Below are 20,729 nucleotides of genomic sequence, written 5' to 3'. Positions count from 1 at the left end.
GCATACTTTTACCGCCCTCAACGAACACCCTCGAGCCCTTGGGGCCCGACAAGGAGATAGCATGAGCACTGAACTCTTTACCCAGCTTGAGCAGAAAGTCGGCCAGGCGATCGACTCCATCGAGATGCTGAAGATGGAAGTCGATGAGCTGAAGGAAGAAAACCAGCGACTGAGCGACGCCAAGCAAGGCCAGGGCGAGGAACTGGAGCAGCTGCGTCAGGCCAATGCGCGCCTGCAGGAAGAGCGCGACCAGTGGGCGAGCCGTCTGGAAGGCCTGATCGCCCGCTTCAGCGAGAACGAGAGCGAGACCCAGAGCGCCTGATCACTCTGGCCTTGCACGACAACGCCGCCGACAGTCTCCTGTCGGCGGCGTTGTCGTCTCTGTCAGCAGTCGCTTGCGATGTGCCCCAGAAGGCCAGCCTCTGAAGAGATGTCCTGCCGGCACCTCACTCCAGTGACAGCGACATCAGCAGCGCATCTTCGCGAGTTCCCGAGGGCGCAGGAGGCAAGGCCGGGTAGTAGCCGCGCCGCACGCCATCCACATGGAACCCGGCATGCGCATAGAGCGCACGCGCCGCGTCATTGCCTGCGCGCACCTCCAGCAACAGGCGCTCCAGCCCCGTGGCATGATGCCATTGTCTGGCGCGCTCGATCGCTGCCTGCAACAGGGCCCGCCCGATGCCCTGACCGCGCAGGTCAGCATGCACGGTGATCGCCTCGATCTCGGCCTCGAAAGGGCCGCGCGCCAGTACCACGAATCCCGCCAGCCGCTCAGGCGTGGCTGGCGCATGCCAGCCAAGAATGCAGCGTGAGGCATCGCTGAGCACATCCGCCAGCTGGCATCTGGAGAGCCCATGCGCCTGGGTGCTCTCGATGGCCTGCAATGCCGCCAGCGTCGCATCGTCCAGCACCAGCTTGCGCACCGCGCCCGTCTCGCCGTCAGCCCCGCTCATGACGACGTGCCTTCCGTCATCCCGCGAGACCACGCCTTTCCCCAGCGAATCAGCAGCGGCCACAGCTGGCGCTTGGCATCACTGGAGCGCGCCAGCGTGGCAAGCTCGGGCCCCTGCCAGACGGGAATGTCCAGCAGGCTTGAGGTTTCGGCGTCTCCCGAGGAGGAGGTGATGCCCAGCACCTCACGCAGGGTCGCGCAGTCTTCGCGATTGCCGAAGATCAGGACCCGCTCGGGCTGCCAATCACGGCGTGCGGGGCCATTCAGGAAGGCCCGCAATCCCTCCCGTGCCTCATCCAGCGGTGCACTGGCCTTGAGGTTCGCGAGCAATGGCCAGCGGAAGTGACTGAACGTCAGGTCTGTCGTCGGCGTGATGCCTGCCGCCCGCCACAATGCCTTCAGCAACGCCTCGCCTTCCAGATGCGGCGCCTCATCACCGGGCAACATGACCAACCAGCGTCCGTCGAGTGCTGCCAGCTGTACGCTGAATCGCAGCGGCGGCTGGTCGGCCGGAGGAGTGACCTGCGCCTCGACCACTGTCTCTGTCGTCGCCTGAGCAGGTGGCGTCCCCCAGGAGGCCGTGCTGCTTGACTCGCCCCCCGTCGCCTCGCGGGTCTGCACGGCCGTGGCCACGGAGGCCTCGGCCGGCGCCATGCCCAGAAGGGCGCGCGCACTGGCGGCAGGCGATGGTCCCGGTGCTCGCGCAGGAGCCGGCTCCGCCTGCGGCGAGCTCACCGTCGGTTGCGGCGCCTCTTCAATCAGCGCATGCAGACGTGCCTGAGGTGCCACCGGCTCAGCCACCACCGGCTCTGGCCATTCACAGGCCTCGGTGGGCAGCGCATTGGGCAGCTGATAGCGACCGACCCAGGCGGTCAGGCCCATGGCGTCCAGGTATTGCAGGCGTTGCGGTTCAGAGGTCATGGTCAGTGCTTGCCACCGCCCAGGCAGTTGGGGGATTCGGGAATCTCACCGCCGCGCGCCGTCCATTGCTGCGGGGTATACAGATGCAACGCCAGCGCGTGGACAGGGCCGGCGAGCTCTTCATCCAGCAGGGCGTACAACAGCTGGTGACGCTTGACCGGCATCAGGCCGTCAAAGCGCTCGCTGACCAGCGTGACCTTGAAGTGCGTCTCGGAATTGGCCGGCACGCTATGCATGTGGCTCTCGTTGACGACCTCGACCATCAGCGGGTCGAGCGTCGCTAGCTTGCTTTCTATCCGGGCCTGGACGCTCATGCGCGATCTCCTTGAATGGGGCAGCCGCCGAGCGGATGGACGGCAGGTGAAATGAAACGACATGTCGGGAAAAGGGCGCTCCACGTGACAGGTACCGCGTGGCAGATACCGGGTGACAGACACCAAGGGGAAAGCCGCCACGGGGAAAGCCGCCACAGAACGCAAATGGCCCCGAGCACATTGCCCGAGGCCATTGTAACGCCTGTCGCGCTGACTGACAGCGCCGTCACGTCAACAGACGGCGCGCGACGGACTCAATCGAGATCCGCCAGCAGCTCGTCGTCCACTTCGCAGACTTCCAGCGGCGCCTCGTCATCCAGGTCAACGGCCAGGTAGCTGTGCTCGACGGTCAGGAAGCGCTCGAACAGCGCCTTGTCCATCGGCTCCGGCCAATGGCGGGTGTCTTCCTCCCAGGCGCGCAGCTCGCTTTCCAGCACGTCCAGCCAGCGCTCGGACACGAAGCCATCCAGCGCTTCGCGAGTGTCCATCTCGGGAATCAGGTAGACGGTACTCTCCTGATTGACATCCTCCAGCGCCAGATCCTCACTTCCCTCACCTTCGGATTCCAGCGAGTTGATCCAGTCGACAAACGCCTGGGTCGGCTTGACGCTCAGGGCGGAACGGTTAAGCAGCTTCATTCTGCACTCTCCAGGACATTCAGGGGACAATTCCCAAGGCAGGACACCGCCATCGTGGGTGGCTCGACACAGCCGGCACACGCTCTCGCACGGTAGACCTCGACGATACTGTCGTCAGCTTCAGCACCATGAAACGGCTGACTGACAGGACGCCGACCATTATGGCCGCTCGCATGCAACAAAGCCAAGCACCGCCTCGCCTCATCCGTGACGATTGCGCCTCGGCCACCGCTCGTCGTCAGCCAATGTCGCCCTGCAGAGACCACGACGCCCCCGATCGAGGATCGGAGGCGTCGCAAGTGCCATCAGCGCGGTTCGTCACGATGACTCACCACGGGAGGCGAGCAGCGCGATCAGCCCTGCTGCGGACGCATCGCCGGGAACAGCAGCACATCGCGGATGGAGGCGCTGTCGGTCAGCAGCATCACCAGACGGTCGATGCCGATGCCTTCACCCGCCGTCGGCGGCATGCCGTATTCCAGCGCGCGCACGTAGTCGGCGTCGTAGAACATGGCTTCGTCATCCCCGGCATCCTTCTCGGCCACCTGAGCCTGGAAGCGCTCGGCCTGATCTTCGGCGTCGTTGAGCTCCGAGAAGCCATTGGCGATCTCGCGGCCACCGACGAAGAACTCGAAGCGATCGGTCACGTGCGGGTTGGCATCGTTGCGACGCGCCAGCGGGCTGACTTCGGCCGGGTACTCGGTGATGAAGGTCGGCTGGTCGAGACGGTGCTCGGCGACGGCTTCGAAGATCTCGGTCTCGAGCTTGCCCAGCCCCCAGATCGGCTTGACCTGGATACCGAGACGCTCCGCCGTGGCGCGTGCGGCGTCGTAATCGGCCAGGTCGGCTGCGGTGATGCCATCGCCATACTTGATGATCGACTCGCGCATGGTCATCTGGATGAACGGCTGGCTCAGGTCGTACTCGCTGCCCTGACAGGTGATCTGCGTAGTGCCGAGCACTTCCTGAGCTGCGGTGCGGATCATGTCTTCGGTCAGCGCGATCAGGTCACGGTAGTCCGCATAGGCCCAGTAGAACTCGAGCATGGTGAACTCGGGATTGTGACGCGTCGACAGCCCTTCGTTGCGGAAGTTGCGGTTGATCTCGAACACGCGCTCGAAGCCACCCACCACCAGACGCTTCAGGTACAGCTCCGGGGCGATGCGCAGGTACATTTCCATGTCCAGCGCATTGTGGTGCGTGATGAACGGACGCGCGGTCGCGCCGCCCGGAATCTGCTGCAGCATCGGCGTCTCGACTTCCATGAAGCCACGGTCGCTGAGGAAGCGGCGGATGGAGGCGACGATGCCGGCACGCAGCGCGAAGGTGCGGCGTGACTGCTCGTTCATGATCAGGTCGACATAGCGCTGGCGATAGCGCATTTCCTGGTCGGACAGACCATGGAACTTGTCCGGCAGCGGACGCAGGTTCTTGGTCATCAGCTGGGCGCTTTCGATCATGACGTACAGATCGCCCTTGCCGGACTTGTGCACTGGGCCACTGGCACCGACGATGTCGCCTATGTCCCAGCCCTTGATATCCTCAAGCAGCGCTTCCGGCAGGCCCTTCTTGTCGACATAGAGCTGAATCTGGCCGGAGACTTCCTGCAACACGATGAAGGGGCCACGCTTGCGCATGATGCGCCCGGCGACGGCGGACTTGCGGTCCAGCGTCTCCAGCTCGGCCTTGTCCTTCTCGCCCAGCTCCGCCTGCAGGTCAGCGGCGAGGCTGTCACGACGGAAGTCATTCGGGAAGGCGCTCTTGCCTTCGGCGGCGGCCTGCTCACGGCGGGCACTCAGCTTGGCGCGACGTTCGGCGATCAGGCGATTCTCTTCCTGAGCCTGTTCGGCGGCCTGCTGCTCATCAATGGCGGGGGTCTGCTCTGTCGACATGGAGGGGCCTATCTCGTATCAAAGGGTCATGGCCAAAGCCACGACAGATCAAGATCAGCCTGGGGATAGCGCATCAGGACTGATCGCGATTCGGGAATTCGTGGCCTCCGCCGGCGATACCGGCGGAGGCGAATGGGCGCTGGTTCGCGAGTCTCCTCGCGATCAGAGCCCCATCTTGAGGCTGGCGACGATGAAGTCATCGAGATCGCCGTCGAGCACCTTGTCACAGTTGCTCGACTGGACACCGGTCCGCAGGTCCTTGATGCGCTGGTCATCGAGGACGTAGGAGCGGATCTGGCTGCCCCAACCGATGTCGGACTTGGAGTCCTCGAGTTCCTGCTTGGCGGCGTTGCGCTTCTGCATCTCGGCTTCGTAGATACGCGCCTTCAGCATCTTCATGGCGCGGTCACGGTTGGAGTGCTGGCTGCGCTCGGTCTGGCAGGCCGCCACGATCCCTGTCGGGATGTGGGTGATACGTACCGCGGAGTCGGTGGTGTTGACGTGCTGACCACCGGCACCGGAGGAGCGATAGGTATCGGTGCGCAGATCGGCCGGATTGATGTCGATCTCGATGTTGTCATCGATTTCCGGCGACACGAACACGGACGCGAACGAGGTGTGACGACGGCCGCCGGAGTCGAAGGGACTCTTGCGCACCAGACGGTGCACACCCAGCTCGGTGCGCAGCCAACCGAAGGCATAGTCGCCCTCGATGTGAATGGTGGCGGACTTGATGCCCGCGACTTCACCGGCACTCGCCTCGACGATCTCGGTCTTGAAGCCGTGATGCTCGGCCCAGCGCAGGTACATGCGCAGCAGCATGTTGCCCCAGTCCTGAGCTTCGGTACCACCGGAGCCGGCCTGGATGTCGAGGTAGGCGTTGTTGGCATCCATGTCACCGGAGAACATGCGGCGGAACTCGAGCTTCTCGAGACTGGCCTTGAGCTGATCCAGCTCGCGGACGACTTCGTCCACGGTGCCTTCATCCTCTTCCTCGACCGCCATCTCCAGCAGGTCAGCGCAGTCGGACAGGCCGTTGCTCATGTCGTCGAGGGTCTTGACGACCAGCTCCAGCGACGCACGCTCCTTGCCGAGTTTCTGCGCGTATTCCGGGTCATTCCAGACATCCGGATTCTCGAGTTCGCGAGTGACTTCCTCTAGCCGATCCTGCTTTTCGGCATAGTCAAAGATACCCCCTCAGGACTTCTGCCCTTTCGGACAGGTCCTTGATGAGGTTGGTGATCGGATTGATCTCTTGCATGGTCGTCCTGTCTTGAGGCGATGATGCGTGAATGGGGCGCGACAGCCCTGTCGAAGGGGACAGCCTGCGAGACGTTGTCCACTGGACACCTGCGCAGATCGACAGCGCGCGAAGCCCGATATTGTAGCCATTTCCCGGCGTGGCGACCATGCCCGCCCCATCATCCGTGGCCAGGTGGCCGAAGGACGCTCTCGGGTATCCGTCACGCTGCCCGCCAGCCGGCAGCTGCCTGCCTTCCATGCGACTGCGACCAAAGTCATTCAAACGGCTGTCAGCCCCGGAACGCCCGATTTTCCGTGCCTTGCATGGCGATCATCGAATGCATGCATGAGCTATCCATTTTTTAACATGGACAGCAGGCAGGAAAAGACTCGATGGTAGAAGGCATCACTCGTATTCCCCCTAACAACAATAGCGAGCCTCCCTACCATGGCACTACTGCACTCCTCGTCTCATGCGCCGGCCCTCCCCAAGCGCTTCGCGCTCAAGCGACTGGCAAGCTCCCTGCTGCTGGCCGGGAGCATCGCCGCTTCCCCGGGCCTCATGGCCGATACGCTCAAGCTGGCGATCATGGGAGAGCCGGCCTCGCTGGACCCGCAGCAGATCTCCGGCACCTGGGAAAATGACGTGGTGGGCGATCTCTTCGAGGGGCTGGTCACCGAAGCCGCCGATGGCGAGCGCATCCCTGGCGCGGCCGAGTCATGGCAGATTTCCGATGACGGCAAGACCTATACCTTCACGCTGCGCCAGGACGGCAAGTGGTCTGACGGTGAGCCGGTGACCGCCGAGGACTTCGTGTACGCGCTCAAGCGCATCATGACACCCGAGAACGCCTCGGATTACGCCTACATCCTGTATCCGATCAAGAATGCCAAGGCCATCAACAGCGGCGAGGCCGAGCCGGATACCCTCGGCGTGCGAGCCGTGGATGACCACACTCTCGAGATCACCCTCGAGCGCCCGACGCCCTACTTCCTGGACCAGCTCTCGCATTACACCGCCTACCCGCTGCCGAAACATGTGGTGGAGAAGTACGGCAAGGACTGGACCGACCCCGGCAAGATGGTCTCCAACGGCGCCTTCGAGCTGAGCGAGTGGCAGCCGCAGACCCGCATCGTCGCGCTCAAGAATCCTGAATTCCACGATGCCAAGGAGGTCGCGCTGGATGAGGTGATCTACTACCCCATCGAGGAGCGCAACAGCGCCCTGAAGCGCTTCCGTGCCGGCGAGATCGACATCGCACGCGAATTCCCCACCCAGCAATACGGCTGGCTGAAGGACAATCTGCCGGACGCCACCCACGTCGCGCCCTACCTGGGTATCTACTACTACGTGCTCAATTCACGCGACGGCCATGCCACGGCAGACCCGCGGGTGCGCGAGGCGCTCAACCTCTCCATCCGCCGCAACATCATCACCGACAAGATTCTCGGCACCGGCGAAGTGCCGGCCTACAGCTTCGTGCCCACCGGCGTGAACCACTACGACATCCAGGAGATGCCCTTCAAGGACATGTCGATGGATGAACGCATGCAGAAGGCCAGGTCTCTGATGGAAGACGCCGGCTACGGCCCGGACAACCCGCTGGAGCTGACCCTGCGCTACAACACCAGCGAAGACCACAAGAAGGTGGCCATTGCCGCCGCCGCGATGTGGAAGCCGCTGGGCGTGAAGGTCAATCTGCTGAATGCTGAGGTGGCGGTGCACTACGAGGACATGCGCCAGGGCAAGTTCGATGTCGGTCGCGCCGGCTGGATCGGCGATTACAACGACGCCCAGAACTTCCTCAACCTGCTGGAAACCGGCGTGCCCAACAATTACGGCGCCTATTCCAACAAGGCGCTGGATGACGACATGCAAAAGGCCGCCGATACCCTCGACATGGATGACCGAGAGGCCCTGATGCAGGACGCCGAGCGCAAGGCGCTTGATGACTACGCCGTGTTGCCGATCTACTACTACGTGTCACGCAACCTGGTGAATCCCAAGCTCAGCGGCTGGCAGGGCAACATCGAGGATATCCACCGCTCGCGCTGGGTCTCGTTCTCCGAGTGAGGCGAGCCTGCTGAGCCTCTGACCAGGCTCGCCGCTCTCTCGAATGTCATGGGTTCACGCGGCTGTCCACCAGGGCGGCCTCGTGGCATCTGCCAAGGATGGCACCAGAAGATGCCGTCGCGCCCCACGGGCGTGACAAGGAGTCGACGCATGTCCCCCACTTCCCCGATGCAATGCGCGGCAAGCCTCGGCGCAGGCCTGCTGCTGTCCGTACTCTCCGTGTCCATGAGCGCTTCCAGCAGCGCCATGGCCGCACAAGCCACAAGCTCCACAAGCCCCGCAAGCCAGGACGAACAGATCCTGCGCATCGCCAACGGCGCCGAACCCGGCTCGCTGGACCCGCAACAGACCAGCGGCACCTGGGAGACACGCATCGTGCGTGATCTGTTCGAGCCGCTGATCGCCTACTCCGCCGACGGCGAGCTGATTCCCGGGCTGGCAGAGCGCTGGGAGTCGTCCGCCGATGGACGGATCTGGACCTTCCATCTGCGCGCGGGGCTTGAGTGGTCAGACGGCACGCCGTTGACCGCCGAGGATGCAGCCTTTGCGCTGCGCCGCCTGCTGACACCGGCTACCGCGGCCCACAACGCCACCCTCTACTACCCGATCGTCAATGCCCGCGCGGTGAATACCGGCGCGCTGCCCCCGGATCAGCTCGGCGTGGCCGCGCCCGATGCGCAGACGCTCACCATCACGCTCAGTCATCCGTCGGCAACACTGGCGCAGACGCTGGCGATGAGCGAAGCCGCCCCGCTGCCACGCCATGTGATCGTGGCCAATGGCGCTGACTGGACGCGGCCGGCCAACATGGTCACCTCGGGCGCCTTCGTGCTCAAGGAATGGGCGCCGCAGTCGCATATCACGCTGACACCCAACGCGCGCTATCACGGCGCACAGAACGTCACTCTCGACGAGGTGGTCTACCTGCCCATCGAGGAGAGCCATGCCGCGCTCAATCGCTTCCGTGCGGGTGAAGTCGAGATCGCCTACGGCGTACCCGCCAGCCACTACGCCTGGATTCAGGACAATCTGGCCGAGGCCCTGCACACCTACCCGATCCTCGGCGAGTACTTCTATGTCTTCAATCTGCGCGAGGGCTCGCCCGTGGCGGACCGGCGCATTCGTCGTGCGCTGAATCTGGCCACGCGTCGTGAGGTGATCACCGAGCGCATTCTCGGCATGGGCCAGATCCCCTCCTGGCATTTCGTGCCCGAGGCGTTGAGTGAACATCAGGGCGCGCGCTTCGACTTCGCTGACTGGTCGATGGACCGGCGCATGGCGAAGGCCCGCGAGCTGATGGCAGACGCGGGCTACGGGCCAGACCACCCGCTTGAGCTGACCCTGCGCTACAACACCCTGGAAGACCACAAGAAGATCGCCGTGGCGCTCGGAGCGATGTGGAAGCCGCTGGGCGTGCACGTGACGCTGACCAATACCGAGGCCGCGGTGCATTACCGGGATCTGGCGCTGGGTGATTTCGAGGTCGGCCGTTACGGCATGATCGCGACCATCGCCGATGCCTACGACTTCCTTAACGCCTTCAGCAGCGACAACACCTCCAACGCACCCGGACTCAGCTCACCGGCCTACGATGCGCTGATCGAGGCGGCGGCCCGCGAGGGCGATGACGATGCTCGCCGGCAACAACTGCACGATGCCGAGCAGTATCTGCTCGACCACGATGTGGTGCTGCCGCTCTACGACTACGTCACCTCCAGTCTCGTGACCCCCGCCATCAGCGGCTGGGCCCCCAACGCGCTGGACGTGCACCCGAGTCGCTATCTGCATATCGACTCCTCGCACTGACCGATGACAGCCACCCATAACAACGACACACCCGGGCAGCGGCCCGAACGGAGCACTGGATGCTGAGCTACACCCTCAAACGGTTGCTGCAGGCGATTCCCACCCTGCTGATCGTGATCACCCTGTCGTTCTTCCTGATGCGGGTCGCCCCGGGCGGTCCCTTCGATGGCGAACGCCGCCTGCCGCCGGAAATCGAGCAGAACCTGCGCGCGGCCTATCACCTGGATGAACCGCTGCCGATGCAGTACATCCGCTATCTGGGTGATCTGGTACAGGGCGATCTCGGCCCGTCCTTCAAGTACAAGGACTTCGACGTCAGCGAGCTGATCAGCCAGGGCTTCCCGGCCAGTCTGGAACTGGGCATGTGGGCGATTCTGGCCGCGTTGCTGATCGGCGTGCCGCTGGGGGTGATCGCGGCCATCCGGCGCAACTCGACGGCGGATTACGTGGTGATGAGTACCGCACTGGCGGGGATCGCGGTGCCCAACTTCGTGATCGCCCCGCTGCTGGCGCTGGTGTTCGGCGTGCTGCTCGGCTGGCTGCCGGCCGGCGGCTGGAACGGCGGCGCCTGGCAAAACCTGCTGCTGCCGGTGGTGGCACTCTCCATCCAGCAGATCGCCTACATCGCCCGCATGATGCGCGCCAGCATGATCGAGGTACTGGGCAGTCACTACATCCGCACCGCCCGCGCCAAGGGGCTGAGCGAGTGGAAGGTGATTCTGCGCCATGCCTTGCGACCGGCGATGCTGCCGGTGGTCTCCTACCTCGGCCCGGCCATCGCCGGGATCATCACCGGCTCGGTGGTGATCGAGCAGATCTTCGGTATCCCCGGCATCGGCCGCTATTTCGTGCAGGGTGCGCTCAATCGTGACTACACCCTGGTGATGGGCACGGTGGTCTTCTATGGCGCCTTGATCCTGCTGCTCAACCTGATCGTCGATCTGCTCTACAGCATGCTCGACCCGCAGATCCGCTACGACGACTGACCCGAGGCCCTGACATGTCACAGACAACTCCCGCCCCCCACGGCACCGGCGCTGCCAGTGCCTTCGACGGCCAGCCCCCTGCGGCACCGGCAGGCGACAGCCTGACCCGCGATGCCTGGCGTCGTCTCAAGCAGAACCGCGCCGCCATGTGCAGTCTGGTGGTGATGACCCTCGTCGTGCTGGCCTGCCTGATCGGCCCATGGCTGACGCCCTTCGAACTCGACGAGGTCGACTGGAACGCCATCGGCACCGGTCCGGACCTGGCCTCCGGCCACATCTTCGGCACCGACGTCAACGGGCGTGATCTGCTGACCCGTACCCTGCATGGCGGTCAGATCTCGCTGTCGGTGGCGCTGGTCGCCACCTTCGTCAGTCTGGTGATCGGCGTGCTCTACGGCGCCGTCTCCGGCTACTTCGGCGGACGCACCGACAACCTGATGATGCGCTTCGTCGACATCATGTATTCGCTGCCGTTCATGTTCCTGGTGATCCTGCTGATGGTGGTGTTCGGTCGCAACATCTTCCTGATCTACGCCGCCATCGGTGCGGTGGAGTGGCTGGACATGTCGCGCATCGTGCGCGGCCAGGTGCTGGCACTCAAGAAGCGCGAATTCGTCGAGGCGGCGCATGCACTCGGCGTGCGTGATCTGCAGGTCGTGACGCGTCACCTGATTCCGAACGCGCTGGGCCCGGTGATCGTCTACGTCACGCTGACGGTGCCCAAGGTCATCCTGCTGGAGAGCTTCCTGTCATTCCTCGGGCTTGGCGTGCAGGAACCGCTGACCTCCTGGGGCGTGTTGATCTCCGAAGGCAAGGACATGATGGAGACCGCGCCCTGGATGCTGCTGGTGCCCTCGGCCTTCCTCGCCGCGACCCTGTTCTGCCTCAACTTCCTCGGCGATGGCCTGCGTGACGCCCTCGACCCCAAGACTCGCTGAACCGGAGCGCTGATCATGACCTCTTCACCTTCACCCTCCGGCACCGCCTCCAGCCTGCCGCCAGCGCGCAACGCCGCCGACCAGGCTCGCGCCGACACCCTGACTCGCCTGGGACTGGCGGCCGAGGCGCCGGGCACGCCGCCGCTGATGGAAGTCGATGACCTCAAGGTCGACTTCCAGCTCCCGGATGGCGCGGTACCCGCCGTCAAGGGCGTCAGCTTCACCCTCAACAAGGGCGAGACGCTGGCGCTGGTCGGCGAGTCCGGCTCCGGCAAGTCGGTGACCTCGACCGCCATCCTGCGCCTGCTGCCGGAACTCGCCGAGATCAAGGGCGCCATCCGCCTGCGCGGCGAAGACCTGCTGAGTGCCTCGACGCGGCGCATGCGCGAGCTGCGCGGCAACCGTATCGCCACCGTCTTCCAGGAGCCGATGACCTCGCTCAACCCGCTGCATCGCATCGGACGACAGATCATCGAGGTACTGGCACTGCATCGTGATCTCAAGGGCCGCGCGGCCCGTCACAAGGCGCTGGAGCTGCTGGAGCAGGTCGGCATCCCGGAGCCGGCGCGACGTATCGACAGCTATCCCCACGAACTGTCCGGCGGCCAGCGTCAGCGCGTGATGATCGCCATCGCGCTGGCCTGCGAGCCGGACCTGCTGATCGCCGATGAGCCGACCACCGCGCTGGATGTCACGGTGCAGGCGCAGATCCTGCGGCTGCTCAAGTCGCTGCAGCAACGCTACGGCATGGCGATCCTGTTCATCACCCACGACCTGAGCATCGTGCGCCACTTCGCGGACCGCGTCTGCGTGATGCGCCACGGCGAGCTGCTGGAGACCGGCACCACCCACGAGGTCTTCGACAACCCGCAGCACGCCTACACCCGCATGCTGATCGATGCCGAACCGGCCGGCGAGAAGGCCGCGGTGGCGGCGGATGCGCCGGTGCTGCTCTCGGCACGCGATGTGCGCGTCAGCTTCACCATCAAGCGGCCGCTGTTCGGCCCCAAGGTCGCCTTCGAGGCGGTGCGCGGCATCGATCTCGAGGTCCGACGCGGCCAGACCATCGGCATCGTCGGCGAGTCCGGTTCCGGCAAGTCCACGCTGGGTCGTGCCCTGCTGCGCCTGCTCAAGAGCCAGGGCAACATCGACTTCGATGGCGTGGACATCGCCGCGCTGGACAAGTCCGGCATGCGACCGCTGCGCTCGCGCATGCAGGTCGTCTTCCAGGACCCCTTCGGCTCCCTGTCGCCGCGCCTGACCGTGGGCGAGATCATCAGCGAAGGCCTGCGCGTGCATCATCCAGAGCTCAATCGCGCCCAACGCGACGCACAGGTCTGTGAGGCACTCTGTGAGGTCAGCCTCGACCCCGGCATGCGCAATCGCTATCCGCATGAATTCTCCGGCGGCCAGCGCCAGCGTATCGCCATCGCTCGCGCCCTGGTGCTCAAGCCGGAATTCCTGCTGCTGGATGAGCCGACCTCGGCGCTGGATCGCTCGGTACAGGTCACGGTGATCGACCTGCTGCGCGACCTGCAGACGCGTCATGGCCTGACGTACCTGTTCATCAGCCATGACCTGGCGGTCGTGCGTGCACTGTCAGACCACCTCATCGTGATGAAGGAAGGCGAGGTGGTGGAAAGCGGCAGTACCCACGCCATCTTCGAGGCGCCCCGTGAGCGTTACACCCGTGAATTGATGCAGGCTGCCTTCGCCCCGGATCTGGGCCAGGCGCACCACTGACACCCTGAACACGACGACATGCCTGATGGGCGCTTCGGCGCCCATCAAGACCCCGCTTTGCCTGAGAAAAGGCTCAGGCGAGGGCAGCCGAGTCGGTCACGCGAATCGACATTGGCTGCCAACCGGGTGCGTGCACCCGACCGAGGCCGGAGCAGGATGCTCCGGCATTCCCAACACCGATGGAAAGACATGCACAGGATGACGATGCAACCTACAACAACAGCCAGCATCCCCCTTCTCACTCACCCTCGTCTGCGTCACGCGATTGGCGCAGCCCTGCTCGGCACGGGACTGCTGAGCATGAGCCCCATGGCTCAGGCCATCGAGGTCTACAAGACGGATACCGACCGCGTCGAGTTCAGTGGCCGCCTGGCGGCGTTTGCCGTGATCCAGGATGGCGCACACGATGAGATCTACAACGGTGGCTCGCGGATTCGCCTGATCCACGAGCATCAGTTCCAGCAAGGCTGGAGCTCGATCATCCGGGCCGAATGGGGCTTCGACCCCTGGTTCAAGGATGGCACCGATGCTCACTACAAGCGCATGCTCTACGCTGGGGCGGCACACGAGAAATGGGGCAGCTTCACGGTCGGCAAGCAGTATGGCCCCTGGTACGACATGGTGGCCGTCAACACCGACTGGTTCTGGATCAATGGTGGCGAGGCGTCCGGTACCTTCGAAGGCCGCAGCGGAGATGGTGGTCTGCATGGCACGGGACGCCCGGACAACTCGCTGTACTGGAAGAAGGGTTTCGGAGAGTTCACCGTCGGCCTGCTCTACCAGCTCAGTCATGATGGCCAGCACAGCAACGAGACCTCGCTCTTCGAGGACGGCGTCTTCACCACCGAGACCGAGTACTCAGGCTATGAGCGCGACTACAGCTATGAAGCCGCGCTCAACTGGCATCCGAACGAGGACGTCACGGTGGGCGGGGTCTTCCACCATACGGAGCTGAGCGACTACGAGAGCGGCAACAGCGAGAACGGCGATGTCGATGCCTGGTTGCTCGGCGGTCACTGGTCGCCGGGCAACTGGTACATCGCGCTCGTCGGCGGGGAATATCGCAACCACATCGCCGGCAGCACCCTGGACTCCTCGGAAGCCTTCGTCGACAAGGCGCGCGGCGCGGAATTCGTGGTCAATTACAAGTTCAAGGAGGTCATCTGGGGCGATGACAGCGTCGAGCTCTATGGCGGCCTGAACCACCTGGAAGACACCGACAGCGAAGCCCGCTACGCCTATCAGATCCTGGGCGCGGCTTGGCGAGTCAAGGACCTGACGCTGGCCACCGAGTACCGCTTCGACAACAGCCGCCAGTCAGACGGCAGCGAGTACAGTGCTGACCGCGACCAGCTGATGTTCCTGGCACGCTACGACTTCTGATCGTCATGTCAGACGCTGGTGACGGACCGCCGATGCTCGCGCTGAGGCGATGGTCCCGCCCCTGCCGGATGGCCTCCGGCAGGGGCAACAAAAAACGCCCGGTCATGTGACCGGGCGTTTCTGTATTGGTTGTCCTGAGATCCGCTCAGCGTTTCAGCCGCTTACGTACTCAGAAGCGATAGGTCGCGCCGAGACCGAAGCCATGCGCTTCATTCTCGTAATCGGCTTCATAGGTCCCACGGTTGGGCTCGCTCAGGCTGACGGTGGCCGTCTCTTCCCACAGGTAGGTGTAGGCCATGTCGATGGTCAGCTCCGGCATCGGCGTCCAGCCGGCCCCCAGCGAGAAGATGGTGCGATCCCCGGACGGGATACGCGCGCTGCGATGCTCATCCACGGTCGGGCTGTCATCGAAGGCCATGCCGGTACGCAGCACCCACTGCGGATTGAGCTGATAGCTCAGACCGACCGCATACTGCCAGCTGTCCTCATAGCCCTGCTCCTCGACGATGTCGTTCATGTTGTCGACTTCCACCGCGATCTCGTCGAAGCGACTCCAGTGTACCCAGGTCACGCCCGCCATCAGCGTCCAGCGATCATCCAGCTTGTGCGTCACGGAGAAGTCGATGCTTTCCGGCAAGGTTACGTCCAGCGACGCATCCTGCTCGGTATTCGCGAAGCCCGTGCCAGTGAAGACATTGTTGTACTTGGCCTCGCCTTCCAGGCTGTAGTCGACCTTGGAGCGATAGGACAGACCGAGACGGGTACTTTCCACCGGCTGGAAGATGACCCCGACGTTGTAGCCCCAGGCGGCATCGTCGCCCTTGATCTTGACCTTGCCATCCCCTGCGCCGACATCGACAGTATTCGACGTCAGCTCACCCTTGATGCTGTTGTAGGTCACACCGGCGCCGATGGCCCACTTGTCATTGATGCGGTAGGAGATGGTCGGCTGGGCGGTGACCACCTCGACTTCACTGTAATTGGCGAAATAACGGCCACGGAAATCAGAGCCATAATCGGTAATCACACCAAAGGGCGCATAGACCCCGAAGCCCAGCGCGACCTGATCGTTCATCGGTTGCACATAATAGAAGGAAGGCACTGCCGCCCCCGGCACCATGTCGCCGTCATCTCCGCCAGAGACTGGCCGACCGAGTGCATCATTCGCGCTGGCGACATCAATATCGGTATTGACGTCCAGATAGGTCACCCCACCGGTGATCTGGGCGCGATCCAGGAAGGACATGCCAGCCGGGTTGCCGAAGACGGTGGAAGCATCGTTGGCATTCGAGGCGCGCCCGGCGAAGGACGTCCCCTGAGTGCTGACGCTCTGCTCGTTGAGCTGGAAGGCCCCCGCGTGAACGCCACCGGCATAAGCCGTGGCAGCCGCTGCCAGCGCGACCCCGAGGGTGAGTTTGTTCATCTTGTTTTTCATTATGGATGGCGTCCCATTGCAGGTGGCTTGGAGAGCTGCATGTTGTTGTTATCGTTCGTTGATGCATAGCCCTGACACCTACGTTTTGGGCGAGTCGCCCGTTCAAGTCAAGGGCGAACGTTTGTTTGAATAGGGAGATTTCTAGTATTTGAGGAACTTTCATTCATGTCTGCACTGTCATCGTGTTGCTAACCCCATGTCCTGGCGATCATTTAGCGTCTGTTCGCCAGCGTTTAAAACATGGCGGGGCTCTCACCTTCCTCTCTAGCCTATTGGTCGAACATCAGGTTTTTCGTATGTAGTGGGTCGCTTGACCTATGTCCTGCACATAGGTCTTACACTGAGGATCATTCACGGAACATTGGCTGCCGATAGACCTTCAGGGCAGCCGAATGCTCTCTCCGCCACTCTTGATCACGAGGAGATGATGCAATGAAAGTCGCTGAACTGGCCCGCGAAGGAAACGTCACCGCCGAAACCGTTCGCCATTACACCCGCCAGGGCCTGATCACGGCCCGGCGCGATCCCGTCAACAACTACCAGCGCTTCGATGAGCAGGCGCTGGTACGTCTCAAGTTCATCAGTCAGGCACGCCAGTTGGGCTTCAGCCTTGCCGATATCAAGCAGATTCTGCAGCAGGCTGACCAGCATGACTCCCCCTGCCCCATGGTGAGAGACCTGCTCAAGGAACATCTGCCCCGAGTGCGTGAGCGCATCCGCGAGCTGGAAGCCCTGGCAGAGCGCATGGAGCATGCCATGGAGAGCTGGCAGGACATGCCGGACGGCGTGCCGGATGGCAACAGGGTGTGCTGCCTGATCGAGGGGCAATCGTTCCCGCCCCCCTCAGAAGAGAACGGAACGTACACCCCTGACACCGGGAGGACCTCATGAGCCACGACCCCATTGCCACGATCAGCGTGATGAACACTGACGGCATCAGCTGCCAGGGGTGTGTCACCAGGATTCGCAAGGCCTTGCTGGCACAGGATGATCAGGCCGAACTGGTCGGCGCTCCCCAAGCCCAGCTGCTGCTGGTACACACGAGGCTGGGTGAGGAAGGAGTGGCGAAGGTGGCGCAGGACAGCGGCTATCCGCTCACCCCGGCAGCACCGGCCACCCCTGCGAACCTCGAGATCAACGTCTACGGCATGCACTGCCAGAAATGCGTCGCCAAGCTGCGCAATGCCATTCAGCACTGGGATTCGTCCGCGACCGTCAGCGGTACGCCGGCAGACAATGTCCTGCAGGTCTCCAGCTGGCTGCCGGAAGCCTTGCTTGAACGTCTTGTCGTCGAGGCGGGCTATGCATTGGAACCTCCTGCCGAGGGCGACACATCAGCGGATCTCACTGAGTGCGACGACACCACGGAGGATCACGCAACGGCGGCTCCATCGGCAGCAGAACCCTCTCCGGCCAGCCCGACGGATAGCGGAAGTCTTGAGCTCTCGCTGTCCGGCATTACCTGCGCCAGCTGTGTCGCCACTATCCAGAAGACACTGGATGGGCTGGATGGCGTGGAACATGCCGAGGTCAACTTCGCTTCGCGCACGGCACAGGTCAAAAGCCAGCTTGCGACCACCGAGATCATCGCGGCCATCGAAGACGTGGGATATGGGGCAAGCGTGGTGAAAGACCCGGGCGCCAATGACGCGCAACAGCAGGAAGAGGCTGACCAGGAATATCGCTCTCGCATCCGTGACAGCGTGCTGTCACTGGGCATCGGTATCCCGCTGATGATCAGCATGTTCTTCCATCATCCCGGCTTCGAAGGTCTCGAACGTGGAGTGTGGCTGGCCATCGGGATCGCGGTGCTGGGTGTGCTCGCCACCGCAGGACGCAACTTCTTCACCAGCGCCTGGAAGGCCTTCACCCATCATCAGGCCAACATGGACACGCTGGTGGCACTCGGTACCGGGGCGGCATGGCTCTATTCCATGGGCGTGCTGATCTTCCCCGAGACGGTGCCCCAGGCGGCTCGTGGCCTCTACTTCGAAGCCTCGACCATGATCATCGGCCTGATCAGTCTTGGTCAGGCACTGGAGGTCAGAGCCCGCGGGCGTACACAGAAAGCACTGCGCGCGCTGCTGGATCTGCAGACCCGTACCGCTCGGGTCATTCGCGAGGGCGAAGAGCGCGAGATCGATGTCAACGACGTACGCAGCGGTGACCACGTGCGCATTCGCCCCGGTGAGCGCATCCCGGTGGATGGCAAGGTGATCGAGGGACAGAGCCACATCGATGAATCGATGTTGAGCGGTGAGCCGCTGGCTGTCTCACGTGGTGTCGGCGATGACGTGGCTGCCGGCACGCTCAACACGCGTGGCAGTCTGGTCTTCGAGGTCGAGCGCATCGGCAACGAGACACGCCTGGGCCGCATCATCAGTCAGGTGCGTCAGGCGCAGAACTCGCGCCCCCCGATCGGACGGCTGGCCGATACCATCTCCGGCGTATTCGTGCCCAGCGTGATGATCATCGCCATTGTCGCGGCGCTTCTCTGGTTCAACGTCGGGCCCGCCCCGACTGGCGTGCATATGCTGGTGGTCGCGACGGCGGTTCTCGTCATCGCCTGCCCCTGTGCACTGGGTCTGGCGACGCCGATCTCGACCATGATCGGGGTCGGCAAGGCAGCGGAACATGGCGTGCTGGTGCGCAGCGGTGAGGCACTGCAGACCGCCAGTCGCCTGACGGCACTCGTGGTCGACAAGACCGGCACCCTGACGCGCGGCAAGCCGGAAGTCACTGAAACGCATCGGGTCTCGGGGGAAAGCGAGCAGGAGGTGCTGGATGCCGCTCATGCCCTAGAGCGGGGCTCCGAGCACCCCCTGGCCACCGCGCTGCTGGCACATATCGAAGCACAGCGTCCCGAGGCCTCGCGCAGCAAGGCCTTCAATGACTACCAGACCATCAGCGGGCGCGGCATTCAGGCTCAGGACGATGCAGGCCGCACCTGGCGCATGGGCAACGCTGCCATGCTGGAGGATGCAGGTATCAGCCTTGCACCGCTGAGTGAGCAGATCACGTCGCTGGAAGACAATGCCCGCACCGTGATCCTGATGGCACGTGACAATGCATTGATCGCCGTCTTCGGGCTGGCCGACCCGCTGCGTGACGATAGCCGCGACGCCATCGCTCGCCTGCATGCCGTTGGCCTCAAGGTGATCATGCTGACCGGTGACAATCAGCACACGGCCGCTGCCGTGGCCCGTGAGACCGGGATCGATGACTATCGTGCCGGCGTCTCACCGGATGACAAGCACGATGAGATCGCCCGCCTCCAACAGGAAGGCCATGTGGTGGGAATGGTCGGCGACGGCATCAATGATGCGCCGGCGCTGGCGCTGGCCGATGTCGGCTTCGCGATGGGTGAAGGTACTGATGTCGCCATCGAGACGGCCGGCATCACGCTGATGCAGCCCTCCCTGGCAGGGGTCGCGGACGCGATCGCGATCAGCCAGGCCACGCTGCGCAACATCAAGCAGAACCTGGTGGGTGCCTTCGGCTACAACCTGATCGGCATTCCGATTGCGGCAGGCATTCTCTATCCCTTCACCGGCATGCTGTTGTCGCCGGTGATCGCCGGGCTGGCCATGTCACTGTCTTCCGTGACGGTCGTGACGAACGCCAACCGCCTGCGGGGGTTCACTCCCCCGGGGGCAGCTCGGTCACGTACGGACAGCACAGGAAATTCTTCCACCATGCCACAAGGAGAGTCAGCATGATCTGCATACTCGTCAATCTGATAGGGCTTGGCCTGATCGCTGCCATCGTCTGGTGGTTCTGGCTGGCCAGGTCATGAACCACGGCTCTGCCACTGATCCGTAGCACCTTCATTTGATCAGTGAAGGCAACTCAAGACGCCCTGCCACGCACTGTGTGGCAGGGCGTCTTCGCGTCGGCCTCTAGCGAGTCCGATGTCCACCAAGACCCTGCCGCTCTTCCGGGACAGCGCCATGTAACAGCGACAGTTGCCTCGTAAGTCGGGGCGCTCTCACGCCGCCAGGGGGTGTGGACAACTTGTTTTCCTGGTTGGCGTCCACCTGTCCACAACCGCTCTCCCGGCGGTTCTGAATAACGTTGCGTCACTACCTCGACGAAGCGCCTCCCGCTTTACCGTACTCTGCCCACCTCGATACCCCAACGCAGACCGCCCCTGCAGCTGGGCTGCAGGGGCGGTTTGGTACAAGTGCCTGACGAGCCTTGCATGACGGTTGTGGGGCGGCCATCCGCTACTCTTACAGGGAGAAACGCTACCCTAGGGACGCGTGACCTTTTCTCATCGCGTGTTCCCAGCACGCCCGGCTCAGCACTCTTTACTCAGCGCAGCTTTTGTCTCGCACACGACTCTTTTCACGCACAAAGAGAACCGCCCCTGCAGCTGGGCTGCAGGGGCGGTTCAGTATAAGTG

At 63.5% G+C, this 20,729-nt stretch carries 16 protein-coding genes; 9 read left to right on the top strand and 7 right to left on the bottom strand.

The features are described 5' to 3' along the window. Positions 1–61: 61 nt before the first annotated feature. The gene (locus tag OW493_RS11825) at positions 62–322 is read left to right on the top strand and encodes a cell division protein ZapB (protein ID WP_077377738.1); all 261 of its coding nucleotides are present in this window, start codon (positions 62–64) and stop codon (positions 320–322) included. Positions 323–446: 124 nt separating this feature from the next. Here OW493_RS11825 and OW493_RS11820 read toward each other — a convergent pair whose 3' ends face one another. The 6 genes from OW493_RS11820 to prfB all read right to left on the bottom strand — a co-directional run bounded on the left by OW493_RS11820 (position 447) and on the right by prfB (position 5,978). Further along, positions 447–953: a GNAT family N-acetyltransferase gene (locus OW493_RS11820; protein WP_084207799.1), complete on the bottom strand. Its 507-nt coding sequence runs from the start codon at positions 951–953 to the stop codon at positions 447–449. Further along, the gene (locus OW493_RS11815) at positions 950–1,873 is read right to left on the bottom strand and encodes a hypothetical protein (RefSeq protein WP_279856006.1); all 924 of its coding nucleotides are present in this window, start codon (positions 1,871–1,873) and stop codon (positions 950–952) included. The genes OW493_RS11820 and OW493_RS11815 overlap by 4 nt, the downstream gene beginning before the upstream one ends. 2 nt (positions 1,874–1,875) lie before the next feature. Further along, positions 1,876–2,187 (bottom strand): BolA/IbaG family iron-sulfur metabolism protein, encoded by a 312-nt coding sequence (locus tag OW493_RS11810; RefSeq protein ID WP_077377728.1) that lies wholly within the window; start codon positions 2,185–2,187, stop codon positions 1,876–1,878. A gap of 254 nt (positions 2,188–2,441) precedes the next feature. Continuing rightward, positions 2,442–2,825, bottom strand: a complete 384-nt coding sequence (locus OW493_RS11805) for a hypothetical protein (RefSeq protein WP_289864283.1) — start codon at positions 2,823–2,825, stop codon at positions 2,442–2,444. A 353-nt stretch (positions 2,826–3,178) separates the two neighbouring features. Then, positions 3,179–4,717 (bottom strand): lysine--tRNA ligase, encoded by a 1,539-nt coding sequence (lysS, locus tag OW493_RS11800; RefSeq protein ID WP_289864282.1) that lies wholly within the window; start codon positions 4,715–4,717, stop codon positions 3,179–3,181. Positions 4,718–4,879: 162 nt separating this feature from the next. Beyond that, positions 4,880–5,978 (bottom strand): peptide chain release factor 2 gene (gene prfB / locus OW493_RS11795; RefSeq protein WP_103751451.1). Its coding sequence is split into 2 segments (ribosomal slippage): positions 4,880–5,902 and positions 5,904–5,978, totalling 1,098 coding nucleotides; the frame shifts between segments, so codons are not numbered across the junction. 429 nt (positions 5,979–6,407) lie between these two features. On the opposite strand from prfB, the gene OW493_RS11790 reads away from it, so the two are divergent. The 6 genes from OW493_RS11790 (at position 6,408) to OW493_RS11765 (ending at position 14,889) form a co-directional block, all read left to right on the top strand. Continuing rightward, on the top strand, positions 6,408–8,033 hold the full coding sequence (locus tag OW493_RS11790) for a peptide ABC transporter substrate-binding protein (RefSeq protein ID WP_077377718.1): 1,626 nt from the start codon (positions 6,408–6,410) through the stop codon (positions 8,031–8,033). Between the two features lie 150 nt (positions 8,034–8,183). Further along, complete coding sequence (locus OW493_RS11785) at positions 8,184–9,839, top strand: peptide ABC transporter substrate-binding protein (protein ID WP_289864281.1); 1,656 nt, start codon at positions 8,184–8,186, stop codon at positions 9,837–9,839. Between the two features lie 59 nt (positions 9,840–9,898). After that, complete coding sequence (oppB, locus tag OW493_RS11780; protein ID WP_077377715.1) at positions 9,899–10,825, top strand: oligopeptide ABC transporter permease OppB; 927 nt, start codon at positions 9,899–9,901, stop codon at positions 10,823–10,825. Between the two features lie 14 nt (positions 10,826–10,839). Next, positions 10,840–11,763, top strand: a complete 924-nt coding sequence (locus OW493_RS11775) for an ABC transporter permease subunit (protein WP_084207794.1) — start codon at positions 10,840–10,842, stop codon at positions 11,761–11,763. Positions 11,764–11,910: 147 nt separating this feature from the next. Beyond that, on the top strand, positions 11,911–13,506 hold the full coding sequence (locus OW493_RS11770; RefSeq protein ID WP_289864335.1) for an ABC transporter ATP-binding protein: 1,596 nt from the start codon (positions 11,911–11,913) through the stop codon (positions 13,504–13,506). A 300-nt stretch (positions 13,507–13,806) separates the two neighbouring features. Continuing rightward, entirely contained in the window at positions 13,807–14,889 is a 1,083-nt protein-coding gene (locus OW493_RS11765) for a porin (protein ID WP_169477284.1), read from the top strand. Positions 14,890–15,058: 169 nt separating this feature from the next. Here the strand turns inward: OW493_RS11765 and OW493_RS11760 are convergent, their stop codons facing one another. Then, positions 15,059–16,312, bottom strand: a complete 1,254-nt coding sequence (locus tag OW493_RS11760) for an outer membrane protein transport protein (protein WP_240499638.1) — start codon at positions 16,310–16,312, stop codon at positions 15,059–15,061. A 444-nt stretch (positions 16,313–16,756) separates the two neighbouring features. Here OW493_RS11760 and OW493_RS11755 point away from each other — a divergent pair, with 444 nt between their 5' ends. Both OW493_RS11755 and OW493_RS11750 read left to right on the top strand, forming a co-directional pair. Continuing rightward, complete coding sequence (locus OW493_RS11755) at positions 16,757–17,215, top strand: MerR family DNA-binding protein (protein ID WP_289864280.1); 459 nt, start codon at positions 16,757–16,759, stop codon at positions 17,213–17,215. Beyond that, positions 17,212–20,043, top strand: a complete 2,832-nt coding sequence (locus OW493_RS11750) for a heavy metal translocating P-type ATPase (protein WP_289864279.1) — start codon at positions 17,212–17,214, stop codon at positions 20,041–20,043. Before OW493_RS11755 ends, OW493_RS11750 begins: the two co-directional genes overlap by 4 nt. The last annotated feature ends 686 nt before the right edge of the window (positions 20,044–20,729 follow it).

The organism is Cobetia sp. 14N.309.X.WAT.E.A4 (assembly GCF_030397495.1).
Classification (GTDB): Bacteria; Pseudomonadota; Gammaproteobacteria; order Pseudomonadales; family Halomonadaceae; genus Cobetia; species Cobetia marina.
This window is presented reverse-complemented; position numbering and strand designations above follow the sequence as displayed.